16 protein-coding genes and 1 tRNA gene are annotated in these 16,021 nt (G+C 61.0%); 14 read left to right on the top strand and 3 right to left on the bottom strand.

Features of this window, described 5'->3' with window-relative positions:
- Positions 1–240 precede the first annotated feature (240 nt).
- The 5 genes from ACTIGF_RS03415 (at position 241) to ACTIGF_RS03395 (ending at position 6,191) form a co-directional block, all read left to right on the top strand.
- Positions 241–2,121, top strand: coding sequence for a ribonucleoside-diphosphate reductase subunit alpha (locus ACTIGF_RS03415; protein ID WP_439635538.1), 1,881 nt, complete (start codon positions 241–243; stop codon positions 2,119–2,121).
- Positions 2,122–2,309: 188 nt separating this feature from the next.
- Positions 2,310–3,269, top strand: a complete 960-nt coding sequence (locus ACTIGF_RS03410) for a lipid A-modifier LpxR family protein (RefSeq protein ID WP_439635537.1) — start codon at positions 2,310–2,312, stop codon at positions 3,267–3,269.
- Positions 3,270–3,321: 52 nt separating this feature from the next.
- Complete coding sequence (locus tag ACTIGF_RS03405) at positions 3,322–4,350, top strand: lipid A deacylase LpxR family protein (RefSeq protein WP_439636642.1); 1,029 nt, start codon at positions 3,322–3,324, stop codon at positions 4,348–4,350.
- A gap of 187 nt (positions 4,351–4,537) precedes the next feature.
- Entirely contained in the window at positions 4,538–5,584 is a 1,047-nt protein-coding gene (locus ACTIGF_RS03400; protein ID WP_439635536.1) for a ribonucleotide-diphosphate reductase subunit beta, read from the top strand.
- A 115-nt stretch (positions 5,585–5,699) separates the two neighbouring features.
- A complete protein-coding gene (locus ACTIGF_RS03395; RefSeq protein ID WP_439635535.1) occupies positions 5,700–6,191 on the top strand; it encodes a GNAT family N-acetyltransferase in 492 nt (163 codons plus the stop codon).
- Positions 6,192–6,238: 47 nt separating this feature from the next.
- Here ACTIGF_RS03395 and ACTIGF_RS03390 read toward each other — a convergent pair whose 3' ends face one another.
- A complete protein-coding gene (locus ACTIGF_RS03390) occupies positions 6,239–6,796 on the bottom strand; it encodes a GcrA family cell cycle regulator (protein ID WP_439635534.1) in 558 nt (185 codons plus the stop codon).
- A gap of 232 nt (positions 6,797–7,028) precedes the next feature.
- On the opposite strand from ACTIGF_RS03390, the gene ACTIGF_RS03385 reads away from it, so the two are divergent.
- From ACTIGF_RS03385 to ACTIGF_RS03360, 6 genes are all read left to right on the top strand, one after another.
- Positions 7,029–7,865 carry an ABC transporter permease gene (locus tag ACTIGF_RS03385; protein ID WP_439635533.1) on the top strand — a complete coding sequence of 279 codons (837 nt, stop codon included), beginning with the start codon at positions 7,029–7,031 and terminating at the stop codon, positions 7,863–7,865.
- 63 nt (positions 7,866–7,928) lie between these two features.
- Positions 7,929–9,113, top strand: a complete 1,185-nt coding sequence (locus tag ACTIGF_RS03380) for an aspartate aminotransferase family protein (RefSeq protein WP_439635532.1) — start codon at positions 7,929–7,931, stop codon at positions 9,111–9,113.
- A gap of 22 nt (positions 9,114–9,135) precedes the next feature.
- Positions 9,136–10,119: an Hsp33 family molecular chaperone gene (locus ACTIGF_RS03375; RefSeq protein ID WP_439635531.1), complete on the top strand. Its 984-nt coding sequence runs from the start codon at positions 9,136–9,138 to the stop codon at positions 10,117–10,119.
- Entirely contained in the window at positions 10,119–10,616 is a 498-nt protein-coding gene (locus ACTIGF_RS03370) for a GrpB family protein (protein ID WP_439635530.1), read from the top strand. Before ACTIGF_RS03375 ends, ACTIGF_RS03370 begins: the two co-directional genes overlap by 1 nt.
- Before the next feature lie 124 nt (positions 10,617–10,740).
- Positions 10,741–11,559 carry an ABC transporter permease gene (locus ACTIGF_RS03365; protein ID WP_439635529.1) on the top strand — a complete coding sequence of 273 codons (819 nt, stop codon included), beginning with the start codon at positions 10,741–10,743 and terminating at the stop codon, positions 11,557–11,559.
- Between the two features lie 4 nt (positions 11,560–11,563).
- Positions 11,564–12,316, top strand: coding sequence for an ABC transporter ATP-binding protein (locus ACTIGF_RS03360; RefSeq protein ID WP_439635528.1), 753 nt, complete (start codon positions 11,564–11,566; stop codon positions 12,314–12,316).
- On the opposite strand, the gene ACTIGF_RS03355 is transcribed toward ACTIGF_RS03360, so the two are convergent.
- On the bottom strand, positions 12,313–13,770 hold the full coding sequence (locus ACTIGF_RS03355; RefSeq protein ID WP_439635527.1) for a TrkH family potassium uptake protein: 1,458 nt from the start codon (positions 13,768–13,770) through the stop codon (positions 12,313–12,315). The two genes, ACTIGF_RS03360 and ACTIGF_RS03355, sit on opposite strands and share 4 nt — an antisense overlap.
- 19 nt (positions 13,771–13,789) lie before the next feature.
- Positions 13,790–14,182, bottom strand: a complete 393-nt coding sequence (apaG, locus tag ACTIGF_RS03350) for a Co2+/Mg2+ efflux protein ApaG (protein ID WP_439635526.1) — start codon at positions 14,180–14,182, stop codon at positions 13,790–13,792.
- A 179-nt stretch (positions 14,183–14,361) separates the two neighbouring features.
- Between apaG and ACTIGF_RS03345 the strand changes: the two genes are divergently transcribed.
- The 3 genes from ACTIGF_RS03345 (at position 14,362) to ACTIGF_RS03335 (ending at position 15,974) form a co-directional block, all read left to right on the top strand.
- Positions 14,362–15,384 (top strand): 2'-deoxycytidine 5'-triphosphate deaminase domain-containing protein, encoded by a 1,023-nt coding sequence (locus tag ACTIGF_RS03345; RefSeq protein WP_439635525.1) that lies wholly within the window; start codon positions 14,362–14,364, stop codon positions 15,382–15,384.
- A 72-nt stretch (positions 15,385–15,456) separates the two neighbouring features.
- Positions 15,457–15,530 (top strand) — tRNA-Gly (locus ACTIGF_RS03340).
- A gap of 93 nt (positions 15,531–15,623) precedes the next feature.
- Positions 15,624–15,974, top strand: coding sequence for a hypothetical protein (locus ACTIGF_RS03335; RefSeq protein WP_439635524.1), 351 nt, complete (start codon positions 15,624–15,626; stop codon positions 15,972–15,974).
- The last annotated feature ends 47 nt before the right edge of the window (positions 15,975–16,021 follow it).

The following is a 16,021-nucleotide window of genomic DNA, read 5'->3' as shown; positions in this document are numbered from 1 at the left end:
TATCCCCGGGCCCGGACTCCTTAACGAGTCCGGGCCCGGAGCGTTTTCTGGTAGGACTTTGTTTACGAAAAAAGCGGCTCGGGGCCGGTTTGACCCGTTGACGGTCTGACAGGACCCAAGCACTATATGTTGCGGTTTCCGGGGGAAGCCGCACACCATGTATAGGTTTTTCTTAAGCAGCGCGCGGGAAAACGACCTCTCGCAGGTCAGATGCGCGATGCTGAATTGGAGCGGGTAGAGATGACGCCTTTCGACCAAGCCCACGCTACCGGAGCTCGCGCACAGGAGTCCGCTTCCAGCCTGCGCGGCAAGCCCAAAGCTGTTCAGCTCCGACTGGTTGATAAGGTTAAGATCGACCCCTCGCGCGACGCGCTTCTGACCGATTTCGGCAAGAAGACGCTGGTTGATCGCTACCTGCTGCCCGGCGAATCCTATCAGGACATGTTCGCGCGCGTTTCGACGGCCTACGCCGACGACCTTGAGCATGCGCAGCGCCTTTATGATTACATGTCCAATCTGTGGTTCATGCCGGCGACGCCGGTGCTGTCCAATGGCGGCGCGGATCGTGGTCTGCCGATCTCGTGCTTCCTGAACTCGGTGGACGATTCGCTGGGCGACATCGTTTCAACCTGGACGGAGAACGTCTGGCTCGCGTCCAATGGCGGCGGGATCGGCACCTATTGGGGCAGCGTGCGCTCGATCGGCGAGAAGGTCGGTCAGAACGGCCAGACGTCCGGCATCATTCCTTTCATCCGGGTGATGGATTCGCTCACCCTGGCGATTTCCCAAGGCTCGCTGCGGCGCGGCTCGGCGGCGGTGTATCTCGACATTCACCACCCCGAAATCGAGGAATTCCTCGAAATCCGCAAACCTTCGGGCGATTTCAACCGCAAAAGCCTCAACCTTCACCATGGCCTCAACGTTTCTGACGCGTTCATGGAGGCCGTCGCCAAGGATGAGGATTTCGAGCTGATTTCGCCACGCTCTGGCGAGGTGGTGAAAACCGTCAGCGCTCGCAAATTGTGGCAGAAAATTCTGGAAGTGCGCCTGCAGACCGGCGAGCCGTACATCCTGTTCTCCGACACGGTGAACAACAATATGCCCGCCCACCAGCGCAAGCTGGGCCTGAAGGTGCGCCAGTCCAATCTGTGTTCGGAAATCACTCTGCCGACCGGCATCGACCATCTGGGCAATGACCGGACGGCCGTGTGCTGCCTGTCCTCGCTGAACGCCGAGAAATTCCTTGAGTGGAAAGACGATCCGCGTTTCCTCGAGGACATCTTCCGCTTCCTCGACAATATCTTGCAGGACTTCATCGAGCGTGCGCCGGATGAGATGGAGCGGGCGAAATATTCCGCCGCGCGTGAACGCTCTGTCGGTCTGGGGCTGATGGGGTTCCACTCCTTCCTGCAGCGCTTGAACGTGCCGTTTGAATCCGCCATGGCCCAATCCTGGAACAAGCGCATGTTCCAGCATATCCGCCAGGGTGCGGACAAAGCCTCGGTCAAGCTGGCAGAAGAGCGCGGCGCCTGCCCGGACGCCGGCGAGAATGGCGTCAAGGCGCGCTTCTCTCACAAGCTGGCGATCGCGCCGACCGCGTCGATCTCCATCATCTGCGGCGGCACCTCTGCAGGCATCGAGCCGATCCCGGCCAATGTCTACACGCACAAGACCTTGTCAGGCTCTTTCACGGTCAAGAACCCCTACCTTGAGCAGGTGCTTGAGGAGAAGGGCCAGAACACGCCGACCATCTGGTCCTCCATCTTGGAGCATGAAGGTTCGGTCCAGCATCTTGATTGCCTGGATGAGCTGGAGAAGGACGTGTTCAAGACCGCGTTCGAGCTTGATCAGCGCTGGGTCATCGAGCACGCCGCTGATCGGTCGCCCTTCATCTGCCAGGCGCAGTCGCTGAACCTGTTCCTGCCCGGTGATGTGAACAAATGGGATCTGCACATGCTGCATTGGTCGGCTTGGGAGAAGGGCGTCAAATCCCTCTACTATTGCCGCTCCAAATCGGTGCAGCGTGCGGCCTATGCCGGGTCTGGCGAGAAAGACGAAATGTCCAAGGCCATGGGGGACGCCGCCCCCAAGGACTATGACGAGTGCCTCGCCTGTCAGTAGCGCCAGACTTTTTGTGAATATTGTAAGAACCCCGGCCTCGCGCCGGGGTTTTTCATATTATCTCTATGAAAAAACTGGCTTTGTATAATTTGCGATCTGTTAACCCTAAAGAAGCCTCCTTGATCTCAATATGGCCATTGTTCATGCTATGATTTGAACATCGCAGGTTGAAGCCGATGGGGACCGGTATGACCACGCCTAACGCAAGCAAAGTGCTGAAACCGACGCAGGGCCATCTGGCTCTGGCGGGTGCGTGCGCGGCGGCGTGCCTGGTCTCTCTATCCTCTATCGGCGCCAGTGCTTTCGCTCAACAGGTGCAGGCGTCGCAGGAAATGCGCGCCATGATCATGGGCCCGCTTCAGGACGAGCTGGCGCATCCGCGCCCTCGCCATGACGGCGCGAATTACACGTCTTCCCAGACCATGGGCTGGTCGCCCAGCTATACCGATTTTATCGGCTCTGATTCGCAGTCTGCCCTGCCAGATGCGGCGCGACTGGCCGGGGTCGCGCTCAGTGTTCGCTCCGACAGCGCAGCCATGGAAGGGTTTTCGGCCCTGTATCAGGCTGGAACGACCCTGGTTCAGACACCGGCGGGCGGCCGAATTTCGGTGTCCCTGTTTGACGGCCGGGCGCCGGATGCGGCGCTGTCAGCCCTGTCTGAGTCTTACGCGGACATCGCCGGTAGCGATCTTGATCCGTCAGGTCGCTCCTCTCGCCGGATGACGTTGCGGTATGAGAACGCGTTTGACGCTCGCGGCGGCCTGGACGGGCTGGATGTTGGCGTGGCGCCGCGCGCCGGCGTCTCCATCGGTCAGGATGGCCCTGCAGCAGAAGCGGGTGCGACCGTCCGGCTTGGCCAATATCTCGATGAAGGTTTCGGCGCGGATCGTCCCGCCTGGTGGTTCTTCGCCGGCGCTGACCAGCAAGCGCTGATGTATGATCCTGGCGCGGGCTTCAACATGCGCAATGCGCTCGCCATGGGCCCGTATGCGACCGTGGGCGATGCTCAGGCCGGCGTCGCCGCCCGGTTTGGCGGCGCGGATTTGTCTTTCGCTTATATCCAGCGTGAAACACGCTATGCCTTGCCGAATGAATCCTGGGAAACATCTGAAGGATTTGCGGCGTTCTCATTGACGCTGCGCCGGTAGGACTGAGGACGTACGCGCCGTCTGACGCGCGTCAGAGGGGCGTGCCTTGAGAGTGTCTTGCATTGCGGCGCTGCTGGCGGTCTGTTGCGGCCTCGTTTCGGGGGGGGGCGCGGCGCGCGCGTCAGATCGGTCCGACTTCCCTGATTTGCCTGATTTCTTCCAACCTGAAGACGGTGAAGTGCTGACGCTTGTCATCGAGAATGACATGTTCGGCGGTACGGATCGCCACTATACCAATGGCTTGCGTCTGGAATGGGTGGCGTCTGAAGAGGCGGTCAGCCCCTGGCTGTTGCAAGCGGCCCGCACCCAGCCATTCGTCAATCTCAAGGGCGCGACGGTGCGTGAGGGATATGCGCTGGCGCATACGCTCTACACGGCCAGCGATATCACGGTGGAGGACCCGCCGCTCGATGATCATCCCTATGCCGCCCATCTCAGCCTGAACTGGTTCGCCTCGGCCCGGACGGCCAATAGCGAACACACCATTCTTGTTGATGTGGGGCTGATCGGACCGAGCGCGCAGGGCGAGTTTGTTCAGTCGCGCTGGCATCAGCTGATCGACGGCAAGGAGCCGCGCGGCTGGGATACGCAATTGCATGACGAGTTGGTGTTCGCCATTTCAGGCCAACGGACCGAGCGGATCCATCAATGGGAGATCGGGGCCTATCGAGCCGATCTGATGGGCCATGGCGGGCTTACGCTGGGGACATTGCGTACGGATCTGTCTGTGGGCGCGACTGTGCGATTCGGAACGGATCTGCAGGAATCTTTCGCCCCGCCGCGCATGCGGCCGGCGCTGTCCCCTTCCAGCATCTTTACGCCGAACCAGCCGGTGTCCGCCTATGTCTTCGCCAGCGTTGGCGGTTATGCGGTGGGCCGAGATATCTTTCTCGACGGCAATACGTTTCGCGAGTCGCGCTCGGTGGAGCGCAATATCTGGGTCGGGGATGTGCAGGCGGGGGCCGCGTTGCATGTGAATCGCTACCGACTGGCCTTTACCTATGTGGTGCGAAGCGAGCAGTATGCCGGGCAGAACGGGCCGCAACGGTTCGGCGCCATCGCGCTATCGCGCGCTTTCTAGCCGACGCGGTCACTTGAGTCGCCTTGCGTCAAGTTTCTTCCAGCGTGGAAAACCCGATTAATACACTGGAAACCAGACTCGTTGTGACACAATATCTAGTGGACCTGAGGGGCAAAAGCGCTATCTGTCGTGCCAGCGGCGCTATATAGCCCCTTGAATGATCGCCAGAGCCGAGAAAGAAAACGCCATGCTATCCGTCGCTTCAGACCGTCCGGGCCTTTTGTCTCCCAGCCTGACCTACAAGCCGTTCCGCTATCCGTGGGCGTATGACTTCTGGAAAATTCAGTCCCAGGTTCACTGGCTGCCTGAAGAAGTGCCGCTGGGCGAGGACTGCAAGGATTGGGCGACCAAGCTGACTGACAAGGAGCGCAATCTGCTGACGCAGATCTTCCGCTTCTTCACCCAGTCGGACGTGGAAGTCGGCGCGAACTACATGGAAAACTACATGCCGCTCTTCAAGCCGGTTGAAGTGCGCATGATGCTCGCCTCCTTCTCCAATATGGAGACGATCCATATCGCGGCCTATGCGCTGCTGCTGGAAACCATCGGCATGCCGGACACCGAATTCTCCGCCTTCATGGAGTATGAGGAAATGGCGGCGAAGCATGATTATCTGGGCAAGTTCGGCTGCGAGACCGAGAAAGACATTCTCACGTCGATGGCGGTGTTCGGCGGCTTTACCGAAGGCCTGCAATTGTTCGCCAGCTTTGCGATGCTGATGAACTTCCCGCGCTTCAACAAGATGAAGGGGATGGGCCAGATCGTGTCCTGGTCGGTGCGCGATGAATCGCTGCACTGCGAGGGCATGATGAAGCTGTTCCACACCTTCGCCGAGGAAACCGGGGCGCTGACCAAATCGGTGAAGGACGACATCGCCGATTGCTGCCAGACCGTGGTCAAGCTTGAAGACAAGTTCATCGATCTGGCGTTTGAAGCGGGTGAAGTCGAAGGCATGACGCCTGAGGACATCAAGACATATATCCGCTACATCGCCGACTGGCGGATGAAGCAGATGAAGCTCCCTACAATTTACGGCGTCAAAGAGCACCCGCTTCCGTGGCTGTCCGAGATCCTGAACGGGGTGGAGCACGCCAACTTCTTTGAAGCGCGCGCCACTGAATACTCCAAGGGCGCGACCCAGGGCGACTGGCATGGCGACGCCGGTGTCTGGTCGAACTTTGACAACATGATGCTGAAGCGCGCTGTCCATGGCGCGTCAGCGCCGGCCGAATAGCGCTTGCATCGCAGCGTATTTTCAAACCCCGGCGGGTCCTCCTGCCGGGGTTTTTGTATATGTGTCACCGGCTCGTGATTGGGCGGGCGGCGTCTGGCCTTATAGGCTCGCCGTCATGACCACCCCAGATCATCACGTGTCGATCCGTTTCGGGCGTTTGAGCGACGTCTCCGTCAGTCAACTTCTGACGCATATGAATGACCCGCGTATAGCGGCGCATTTGCCTTTGCTCACCCAGCCTTGGACCGATGAGGACGCTGAGGCGTTCCTCGTCGCCAAGCAGAAACGCTGGCGTGAAGACGGCTTGGGCCATTGGGCGATCTATCAGGGGGATCGCTATGTGGGCTGGGGCGGCTTTGAAAAAGAGGGCGAGGTCTGGGATTTCGGGCTGGTGCTCACCCCGGACGCGTTCGGTCTGGGCCGGCGGGTGCTCGTAAAGGCGCTGGACTTCGCCCGCAATGACGAGCGGATCAATATGATCAGCTTTCTGCTCGCGCCATCGCGCAAGTCTCTGTCCGCGTTGGCGCGCTATGGCGCAGTCTTTATGGGCGAGGACGCCTATGCCGGTCAGCGTTTCCTCAAATACCAGCTGGACGTTCGCCCATAAAAAACCCCGGCGCAAGGCCGGGGTTCTTTGGATCCGTCGAGCGACGCCTAGAGATTGACGCGGCGCGCCGACTGCAGGCTGTCAAGCACCGCCTTGGCGTCGTCGCCCGGCTTGCGCTTGCGCTTGGCCTGCGGCTGGTAGGCCAGCTGGGCGTGGGCTTCGCAGTAGGCGTTGCCGACGCCGGAATGGCGGCCGCAGAAGCGAAATTCAGTGTCGGTCGGATCGCCGATCGGCCATTTGCACATACCCTCGCGCAAGGTCAGCACCGTGGCGTATTCGCCATTGGGCAGACGGGCCGCGTCTTGTGGCGCCACAAGGGCTGCAGGCTTGGCTTCAGCAGCGACAGGTTTCGCCTTTGCAGGAGCGGCGGCCTGGGGGCTGGCTTTCGCGGCCACAGGCTTTGCAGCCGGACGCGGAGCGGGCCGAGGCGCCGGACGACGCGCGGGGCGCGAAGGCGCCGCACGGCCTGACAGGCCCAGGCGGTGTACTTTGCCGATCACGGCGTTTCGGGTCACCCCACCAAGTTGCTTGGCGATCTGGCTGGCGCTCAGGCCATCCGACCAAAGCTTTTTCAGAGTTTCCACACGGTCTTCGGTCCACGCCATGGCGGTGCGCTCCTCGCCCAATTAAGCTCATCCACATATCCCACACCTAGTGATAGGGTCATTGGCTTGCCCTATATCTTGGGTGTGAACACGAGATACAGTATCTCCTGAGCCGCTAGGCACAAGATGCCGACTTGATTCGTCCGTGGATAACTTCATCCGCACCGCATGGCCTGCACAGGGCGGCGGGAGCGTGCTAGATGCGCGTACAGAGCCTTAAGGGGAGTCGCTCATGTCAGATCAAGTCGCTTCGGCGCCGCAATCCACAACTGTCTCCGACGGTCCCCGACCACGCCGGCTGGGCGCGGTGAACTGGCTGGGTCTGTGGACGCTGTACAAGAAAGAGGTGCGGCGCTTTTTGAAGGTCAGCTTTCAGACGGTGCTGGCGCCTGTCGCGACCACCTTGCTGTACATGATCGTCTTTTCTCTCGCGATCGGATCGCGCCGCGGCGATGTGATGGGCGTGGACTTCACCGCCTTCGTCGCGCCCGGCCTGATCATGCTGGGCATGCTCAACAACAGCTTCGCCAATTCGTCCTCTTCGCTGATCGTGGCGAAAGTGCAGGGCAATACGGTCGACTTTCTGATGCCGCCGCTGTCGGCGGCCGAGTTGGCCGCGGCCTTTATCGGCGGGGCGGTCACGCGCGGCGTGATCGTCGGGACGGCGACCGCGCTCGCGGTGGCGCCATTCGTGGACATCACCATCAGCCATATCTGGGCGATGGCGTATTTCGGCCTGTCAGCGACAGCGATGATGGCGATGATTGGTCTGATTGCGGGGCTATGGGCGGAGAAATTTGATCATCTGGCGGTGATCACCAACTTCATCATCATGCCCTTGGCGTTCCTGTCGGGCACGTTCTATTCGGTCGAGATCCTGCCTGAGCCGTTCTACTCGATCAGTCATGTGAACCCGGTCTTCTTCCTGATCGACGGCTTCCGCTTTGGCTTTATCGGCAGTCATGACAGTCCGCTTCTGATTGGCGGTCTGGTGATCGCAGCGATCAATGCGGCGCTTCTCGCCGCGTCCTATCTGCTGCTGCGCTCAGGCTGGCGCTTGAAGAGCTGACGCGTCTGGTCCTAGATCAGCACAGTTGAATTTTCTCACCCCTTTCCACCCAGGGAGCCTTTTATGCCCAAGCCGTTGATGGACACCTATTCGCCGCCCAAACTTGATTTTGAACGCGGCGAGGGCGTTTACCTGATCGAGAAAAGCGGTGACAAATATCTCGACTTCATCTCGGGCATCGCGGTGAACGCGCTGGGCCATTGTCACCCCAAGGCGGTGGCGGCGCTGAAGGACCAGGCGGACAAGCTGTGGCACACCTCAAACATGTTCCGGGTGCCGGGTCAGTTTGAACTGGCTGAAAAGTACTGCCGCGACAGTTTTGCGGATCGGGTCTTCTTCACCAATTCCGGCACTGAAGCGGTCGAGTGTGCGCTGAAATCAGCGCGCCATTATCATTTCGCCAATGGCCGTCCCGACAAATACCGGATCATCACCTTCACCGGCGCGTTCCATGGTCGCTCCTATGGCGGGATCAATGCGGGCGGCAATCCGAAATATCTCGAAGGCTTCGGCCCCGCCATGGAAGGCTTTGACCAGGTGGAGTTCGGTGATCACGAGGCGCTGAAAGCGGCGGTGACTGAAGAAACCGCCGCCATTCTGGTCGAACCGGTTCAGGGCGAGGGCGGCGTGCGCGCCATTCCCGATGTCTGCCTGCGCGGTTTGCGCGAATTGTGTGACGAACACGGCCTGCTGCTCATCTATGATGAAGTGCAGTGCGGCGCCGGCCGGACTGGCAAGATCTGGGCGCATGAATGGGCAGGCGACGCCCGTCCTGACATCATGGCGGTGGCCAAGGGCGTCGGCGGCGGCTTCCCGATGGGCGCCTGCCTGACCACGGACGCGGCTGGCGAACACATGGTCGTGGGCACGCATGGGTCGACCTTTGGCGGCAATCCGCTGGCGATGGCGGTCGGCAATGTGGTTTATGATGAGCTGAGCAAGCCCGGCTTCATGGAGCATGTGGTCTCCATTTCCAACGTTTTGCGCCAATCGCTCTCCGGCGTCGTCGACGCGCATTCCGACAAGGTCGAAGAGCTGCGGGGGCGCGGATTGCTGGTCGGACTGAAGCTCAAGGACGGCTTTGGCAATCGCACGCTTGTCGGCAAGGCGCGCGAGCACCATTTGCTGATGGGCGCGGCCGGCGACAACGTGGCTCGGATGGCTCCGCCGCTGATCATCAACGAAGATCATGTGCGTGAAGCAGTCAGCGCCCTCGACAAGGCGCTCGGCGAGCTGCAGCCTGAGTAGTTAAGCGGAACGAGACGGACGTATGACTGATATGACCTCTACACCTGGCCCGGACTCCTTGGGGGCAGGCGACAATATCGTCCTGACGTTCCAGCTCGAAGGTTTGAGCGTGCGCGGTCGTTTCGTCCGTCTCGGAGAGACGATGGATACGATGCTGTCCGCGCACAACTACCCGGCCTCTGTCGCCCGTCTTGTCGGCGAGTGTGCGCTCGTCGCCATCCTGATCGGGGATTCGCTGAAGTTTGACGGTCGGCTGATCGTTCAGGCCAGCGGCCCCGGCGCGACGGGACAAGCGGTGGAAGGCAATGGCGCGGTCGGCTTCGTCGTTGCTGATTTCGTGCCTGGCCAGGGCGTCCGCGCCTACGCCAAATATGATGCGGATCGCGTCCAGGCTCTGGAAGCTCAGGCGAACGGCCCGTTGGGGCCGCTCGACCTTCTGGGCAAGGGCAATTTCGTCATGACGATTGATCCCGGCGACAGCATGGAACGCTATCAGGGCGTCACCGCCATCGAGGGCGACACCCTGGCCGCCAGCGCCGAGCACTATTTTGCGCAATCAGAACAAGTGCCCACCCGGTTGCGACTGGCGGTCGGCCAGCAAGTCATGGACGGCGGCAAAACCGTCTGGCGCGCGGGCGGCGCCTTGATCCAGAAAATCGCCGCCGATGACAGCCGGCCCGCGGAAGACGCCGAGTTTGATCATGCGCTCGCCCTGTTCAACACCATTGAGGATGACGAGCTGCTGGATCCGGAGCTCACGGCGGGGCGCGTGCTGTACCGTCTGTTCCACGAGGACGGCGTGCGGGTTCAGGCCGAGCGTGAGGTGAACCGGTATTGCACTTGCGGGCGTGCGCGCCTGGCCAAGATGCTGGCGCGTTTCCCGGCGGATGATCGCGAGCATATGAGCAAGGAAGACGGCTCGGTCGAGATGACGTGCGAGTACTGCAAGAGTGAGTGGCGGTTTACGGCTGAAGAGATCGACGCCGCAGCTGTTGCGAACGACTGATGTCAGATGATGAAACGCTCTTTCAGCTCAGCCCCGATCTAGAGGAATGTTGTCATCAGGCGCAGGTCGCGTTTGAAAAATGGCGGCGTCAGCATGCGCGCGCTCTACCCGATGCGGCGTTGATCGAGCATGTGGGCGCGACTTCTGTGCCCGGCTGTGAAACCAAGGGCGATCTCGACATCGCTGTCCGCGTCTCCAGGGATGATTTCCCCGCGGCGCTGAAGCATCTGGACAAGACGCATCAAGCTAAGGACCGGCCGGCCCGGCGCGAGGGGTTCGCCGCGTTCAGCGCGCCCGGTTACGCGCTGGAGGTCGGCGTCCAGCTTGTGGTGGTCGGCGACACGCTTGATCAGTTCAGCGCCTTCCGGGACGCCCTGAACGCCGACAAGGTTCTGGTGGCGCGATACAACGCGCTCAAACGCGCCTATCGCGGACGTAAGACGGCGTCTTACCGCGAAGCCAAAGCAGAGTTTATCAAGACCGTGCTCGACGCCTGACGAGGCGGTTGAGCGCATTGGGACGGTTGCAGGCGGATGGTGGACATCCCCCGGCTTCAAGTCCATTAATGCCAGCGATCAAAGGCTTGGCCCCAGCGCCAATTCCAGCGTTTGGAGTGACTAAGTGCCTGCGCCTTACTCTTACCGGTCCAGCTCGAATATGATCGCCGACGCCTGGCTCGACCTCAAGGAGGGGCTGGAGCGTCACACCTTGTGGACCAATCTGGGCCTTCAGGAAGTCAAGCAGCTCTATCGCGGCTCTTTGCTGGGCGCCGCCTGGATCGTGGTGTCCTTTCTGGTGTTCGGGGCTGGCCTGATCTGGTTTTTTGGCGCGCTCAGCTCCAGTGATGCGCGTTGGTTCGCCGCCTATCTGCTGATCGGATTGTGGGTGTTTCAATACATCGCCACAGTGATTACAGGGGCCTGCACCGTGTTCATTGCGGCGGAGGGCTGGTTACGGTCCCAGCGGCTGCCGATGAGCCTGTTCGCCTACAAGCTGACCTTTCGCAATGTCTTCAATCTGGCTTTGACGGGGCTGTCAGTGGCCCTGGCGCTGGCGTTCTTGCGTCATCCTTTGACCTGGGGCGCGTTGTGGGCGATCCCCGCGCTCGCGGTGATCATCTACACGTCGGTCTGGGTGACCTTGCTGTTGGGCTTCCTCACGGCGCGGTTCCGTGATTTGCAGCATATCGTCGTCACCATCATGCGGTTCGCGTTCCTGATGACACCGGTGCTTTGGGTTGCGGATGAACTGGGAACGCGCGGCAAGTTCGCCAACATCAATCCGCTGACGCATTTCATCGCCATTGTCCGCGAGCCCCTGCTCAACGGCCAGGTGGTGATGGTGCACTGGTGGATCGTGTTGGCGATGACGGGCCTGGGCTCGTTGGTCACCTTTGCGGTCTTCGCGCGTTTCCGCCGCGATCTGATTTTCTGGTTGTAACGCCATGGCCCGAGTCCTGCTCAGAAATGTCGATGTCACCTTCACCTCGCGTCGGGTGAAGCGCAAAACGGCGGAAGACAACGAAGCCAACCAGGAGCGGGTGTCAGGCGGCCTGATCGAGCGTCAGGGCTCGACCCTGAACGTGCACGCCATCCGCGATTTGTCTTTGTTGCTGAAGCCGGGCGACCGGCTGGGCGTGGTGGGACGCAACGGCGCCGGCAAGACCACCTTGCTGCGCACCATTGCGGGCATCTACCCGCCCAAGCGCGGACTGGTGGCCGTGGATGGCCATATCGCCACCATGTTCAATATCGGGCTGGGCATGAATATGGACGCCACCGGCTATGAGAATATTCGCCTGGCCGGCATTGTGGCGGGCAAGAGCCAGCGTGAAATCGACGGCATGCAGGATGACATCATCCGCTTTACCGGGCTGGGCGATTATCTGGATTTGCCGATCCGCACCTATTCGCAAGGCATGGCCATGCGGCTCAAATTCGCCTGCGCCACCGCCTTTGACGCCGATATCTTGCTGTTTGACGAATGGCTGGGCGCGGGCGACGCGGCCTTTCAGGCGCGCGCCAAGGATCGGCTGGACGATATGGTCAAACGCTCGCGCATCCTTGTGCTGGCGACCCATAACGTCAAACTGATGAAGTCGGTCTGCAATCAGGCGATCTTGATGCAGGAAGGCGTGATCACCCATCGCGGCGATGTGGACGAGGTGATCGAGCGCTCGAAAACCGTCAACGGCTAACCGCGCCAGAAGCGCGGCGCCAGCATCACGAAAATCACCATGATCTCGAGCCGGCCAATGATCATGTTGGCCGTCATCACCCATTTCGCGGTTGCGGGCAGTTCCTGGAACGAGCCTGCCGGGCCGATGATGTCGCCGAGCCCCGGGCCCACATTGGCGAGCGTGGTGGCCGCCCCGCTGACCGCGGTGACAGGGTCGAGCCCGATCAGGCTCAGCAGCGAGGCGCTGATCCCGAAGGTCAGAAAGAACAAGAAGAAAAAGCCCAGCACCGAGCGCACGGTTTCATCAGGGACGGTCTGGTTGCGGTAGCGGATGGGTTTGACCGCATTGGGGCGCGCATATTGGGCGATATAGGCGTTCATCGCCGAAGCCGCGATCTGATAGCGGAAGATCTTCACCGAGCATGTGGTCGACCCCGCGCAGCCGCCGATGAACATCAGAACAAAGAAAATACCCGCCGCGCCGCCGCCCCACAGCCAGAAATCCGCTGAGGCGTATCCCGTTCCGGTCAGCACGGAGACGCCGTTGACCGCTGCGATCCGCCAGGCGGGCAGGTGGGCGTGATCATGGGGGTCGTGGACCACCAGCCAGAGCGTCAGGAGGATGGAAGCTGTCAGGGCCACCATCAGAAAGGCGCGCGCCTGCGGATCAAACACCAGCAGGTCCGGCCGCCCCTGAGCGGCGCGCAGGAACAGCACGAAGGGCAATCCCGCCAGCACCATGAACACCAGAGCCACCAGATCCGCGCCGCCGTCGACGAAGGCCCCGATCGAGCTGTCATGGGTGGAGAAGCCGCCGGTCGCCACTGTGGTCATGGCGTGGTTGATCGCCTGAAACGGCGTCATTTCCGCGCCCAGATAGGCGAGAAAGCACAAGAAGGTCAGCACCAGATAGACCAGGCCTACAGCGGCGGCGATCTGACCGGCGCGCGGCAAGGCTTTTTCTGACTTGTCAGAGCTTTCAAGCCGGAAGAGCTGCATGCCGCCAATGCCCAGGAGCGGCCAGATCGCCATGGCGGTGACGATGATCCCCACGCCGCCGATCCATTGCAGGATCGAGCGCCACAGCAAGATGCCCGCCGGCATGTCCTGCAAGCCCGTCAGCACCGTCGCGCCGGTCGTGGTGATCCCCGAGGTCGCTTCAAACAGCGCGTCCGTCCAGCTGATGTCGAGGCCTGAGAGCTTGAGCGGGATCGCCGCCGCCACAGACAATACGATCCAGGCGCCGCCCGTCAGCAAAATCGCGCCGCGGGCGCTGAGGTCCTTGGTCGAGCCGCGGCCCATCAAGGTCATGATGCCGCCCAGCGCCAACCCCAGCCCGCCTGCGCCGAAAAAGGCGTGCGCGGCCTGGGCGTCGTCATTCAGGTCCGCGATCGCCGGCGCGAACATGGCGGCGGACAGGCTGGCGAGCATGACGCCCAGCACAAACAGAACGGTGCGGCCCGAAGCGTTCACAGGATTTCCCGAAGCGGCTCTAGTGCAAGGTCACGGTGTTGTACGGCGAGTCCAGCGCAAACCCGGGAATGACCGCGTCAAATCTCTCGCCGTCCTCGGTGCGCATGGTGTAGGCGCCGCGCATGAACCCTGACGGGGTGCGCAAGGGCGCGCCGGACGTATAGGCGAACACCTCGCCTGGCTTGATCTGCGGTTGCTCGCCGACCACGCCCGGTCCCTGAACGATCTCGGTCTGGTTGAAGGCGTCGGTGATGCGCCATTCCCGGCTCATCAATTGAACGACGGCGTCACCCTGGTTCTCGATCTCGATTGTGTAGGACCAGAAATAGCGCCCCTCATCGGGTTCGGACTCCTCGTCGCGAAAAGCCGGGCGCACGCGGATCAGAATGTCCCGAGTGACTTCTTCATACATGGGCGGGCCTTCCCTTAAAGAGCGAGCGCGTATCAGACCCAGATAGCGCCCATGGCTCAAGCAAAATAGTGTGGGGCGCAGCGCGGCGCTTGTGCGGCGGCCTGGCTTGCTGGACAAGGCGGGGGTCAAGCGCGGACACTCGAACCGCCCAAATGATTCTGTTGTGAAGCCCTGATCTGATGACTTTTGCTCCCGGCATTCTTCCTGATCGCGCCCTGTCTGATGCTGTCGCTCAGGGCTGGATCGCGTCTGATAAGCCGCTGGAAAGCGGGCAGATTCAACCTGCCAGCCTTGATCTGCGACTGGCGCGCCGGGCCTGGCGCTTGCGGGCGAGCTTCCTGCCGGGGCCGTCTCGGACTGTGCTGGACTGCCTCGATGAAGACGTGGTCATGCACGAGCTCGACCTTGAGGGCGGGGCGGTGCTGGAGACGGGCTGCGTTTATCTGGCCGAAATTCAGGAAAGCCTGAGTTTACCCGACGCGGTCGCGGCCTTCGCCAATCCCAAAAGCTCCACCGGGCGCCTTGATGTCTTCACCCGCGTCATCGGCGATCAGTCGAGCGCCTTTGATCAGGTGCGCGCGGGCTATCAAGGCCCGCTTTATGTGGAGATTTCCCCGCGCACCTTCTCGGTGCTGGCCCGCCCCGGCGACCGGCTGGTGCAGGTGCGCCTGCGCGCGGGTGAGATGAAAGCGCTCGACGCGGTGACGCTGTCCGTCGATCTCAAGGCCGGGGACGGCCAGCCCGTGGGCTATCGCGCCAAGCGCCACAGCCCGCTCGTGGACCTGATGAAAGTCGGCGCACACGATCCTGAGCGCTTCTGGGAGCCGATCTACGCCCCCAATGGCCGCATCGTGCTCGATCCCGGTGAGTTCTATATTCTGTGTTCGCGCGAAGCCGTCGGCGTGCCGGTCGATCAGGCCGCCGAAATGGCCCCCATTGCGCCCGAGATCGGCGAGTTCCGCGCCCATTACGCCGGCTTCTTTGATCCGGGCTTTGGCGTCGATGCGGCGGGCGGCGCAGGATCCCGCGCTGTTCTGGAAGTGCGCGGCCGCGACGTGCCCTTCATCCTCGATCATGGTCAGGCGGTCGCCCGCCTTGTCTATGAACCGATGTCGTCAGACGTGAAAACGCCCTATGGCGTCGCCGGCTCGAACTATCAGGCCCAGGGCCTCAAGCTTGCCAAGCATTTCAAGCAGGGCTGAGGCTTGCGCAGAGACTTCCTGCGTCTGCTCGCTTGCCGGGTTCCATCAATCTGGTAAAAACAACGCCCTCAAGCGGGTGTAGCTCAATGGTAGAGCGAGAGCTTCCCAAGCTCCAGACGAGGGTTCGATTCCCTTCACCCGCTCCACGCTTTTCCTGAATACTCGCAGATCGCCCTCACTCTCTCGGCAAATGACTGCGAAAGCTGGCGCGTCCGATCTTTGATGACCTGGGGTTATGAGTGTTTATTCGTGTATTTCGCAGCTTCGCATATGGTGATTGCACGCATCTTGAAGTTAAGCGTTCAATTCATTTCGATTGTAATGTGGAAGAAGTGAGCGGTCCTTATCGTGTGCGTAAAGCCGTGAGCGAAGATAAGTTGGAATTCATCATTGAGATGAGTGACGGCTATGGGCGGTTTTTAATGCTTGCCATGCTCTTTGCGTCACTTGTATGGTTGGTGGCGTACGTCGGGACTGGTTTTGATTTTGAATATATAATGATCGCATTCATCTGGTTTGTTCTTTCCCGTTTGTATATTTATGCCAATCGGCCACGCTCGCTTCGCCTGACTGTTTCCGAGCTTTCATAGCTTCCCCCCTGCGGCGACACGCCGGGTGTGCGGTTAACCCTTCCGGT

This window comes from Oceanicaulis sp. (genome assembly GCF_051859625.1).
Classification (GTDB): domain Bacteria; phylum Pseudomonadota; class Alphaproteobacteria; order Caulobacterales; family Maricaulaceae; genus Oceanicaulis.
This window is presented reverse-complemented; position numbering and strand designations above follow the sequence as displayed.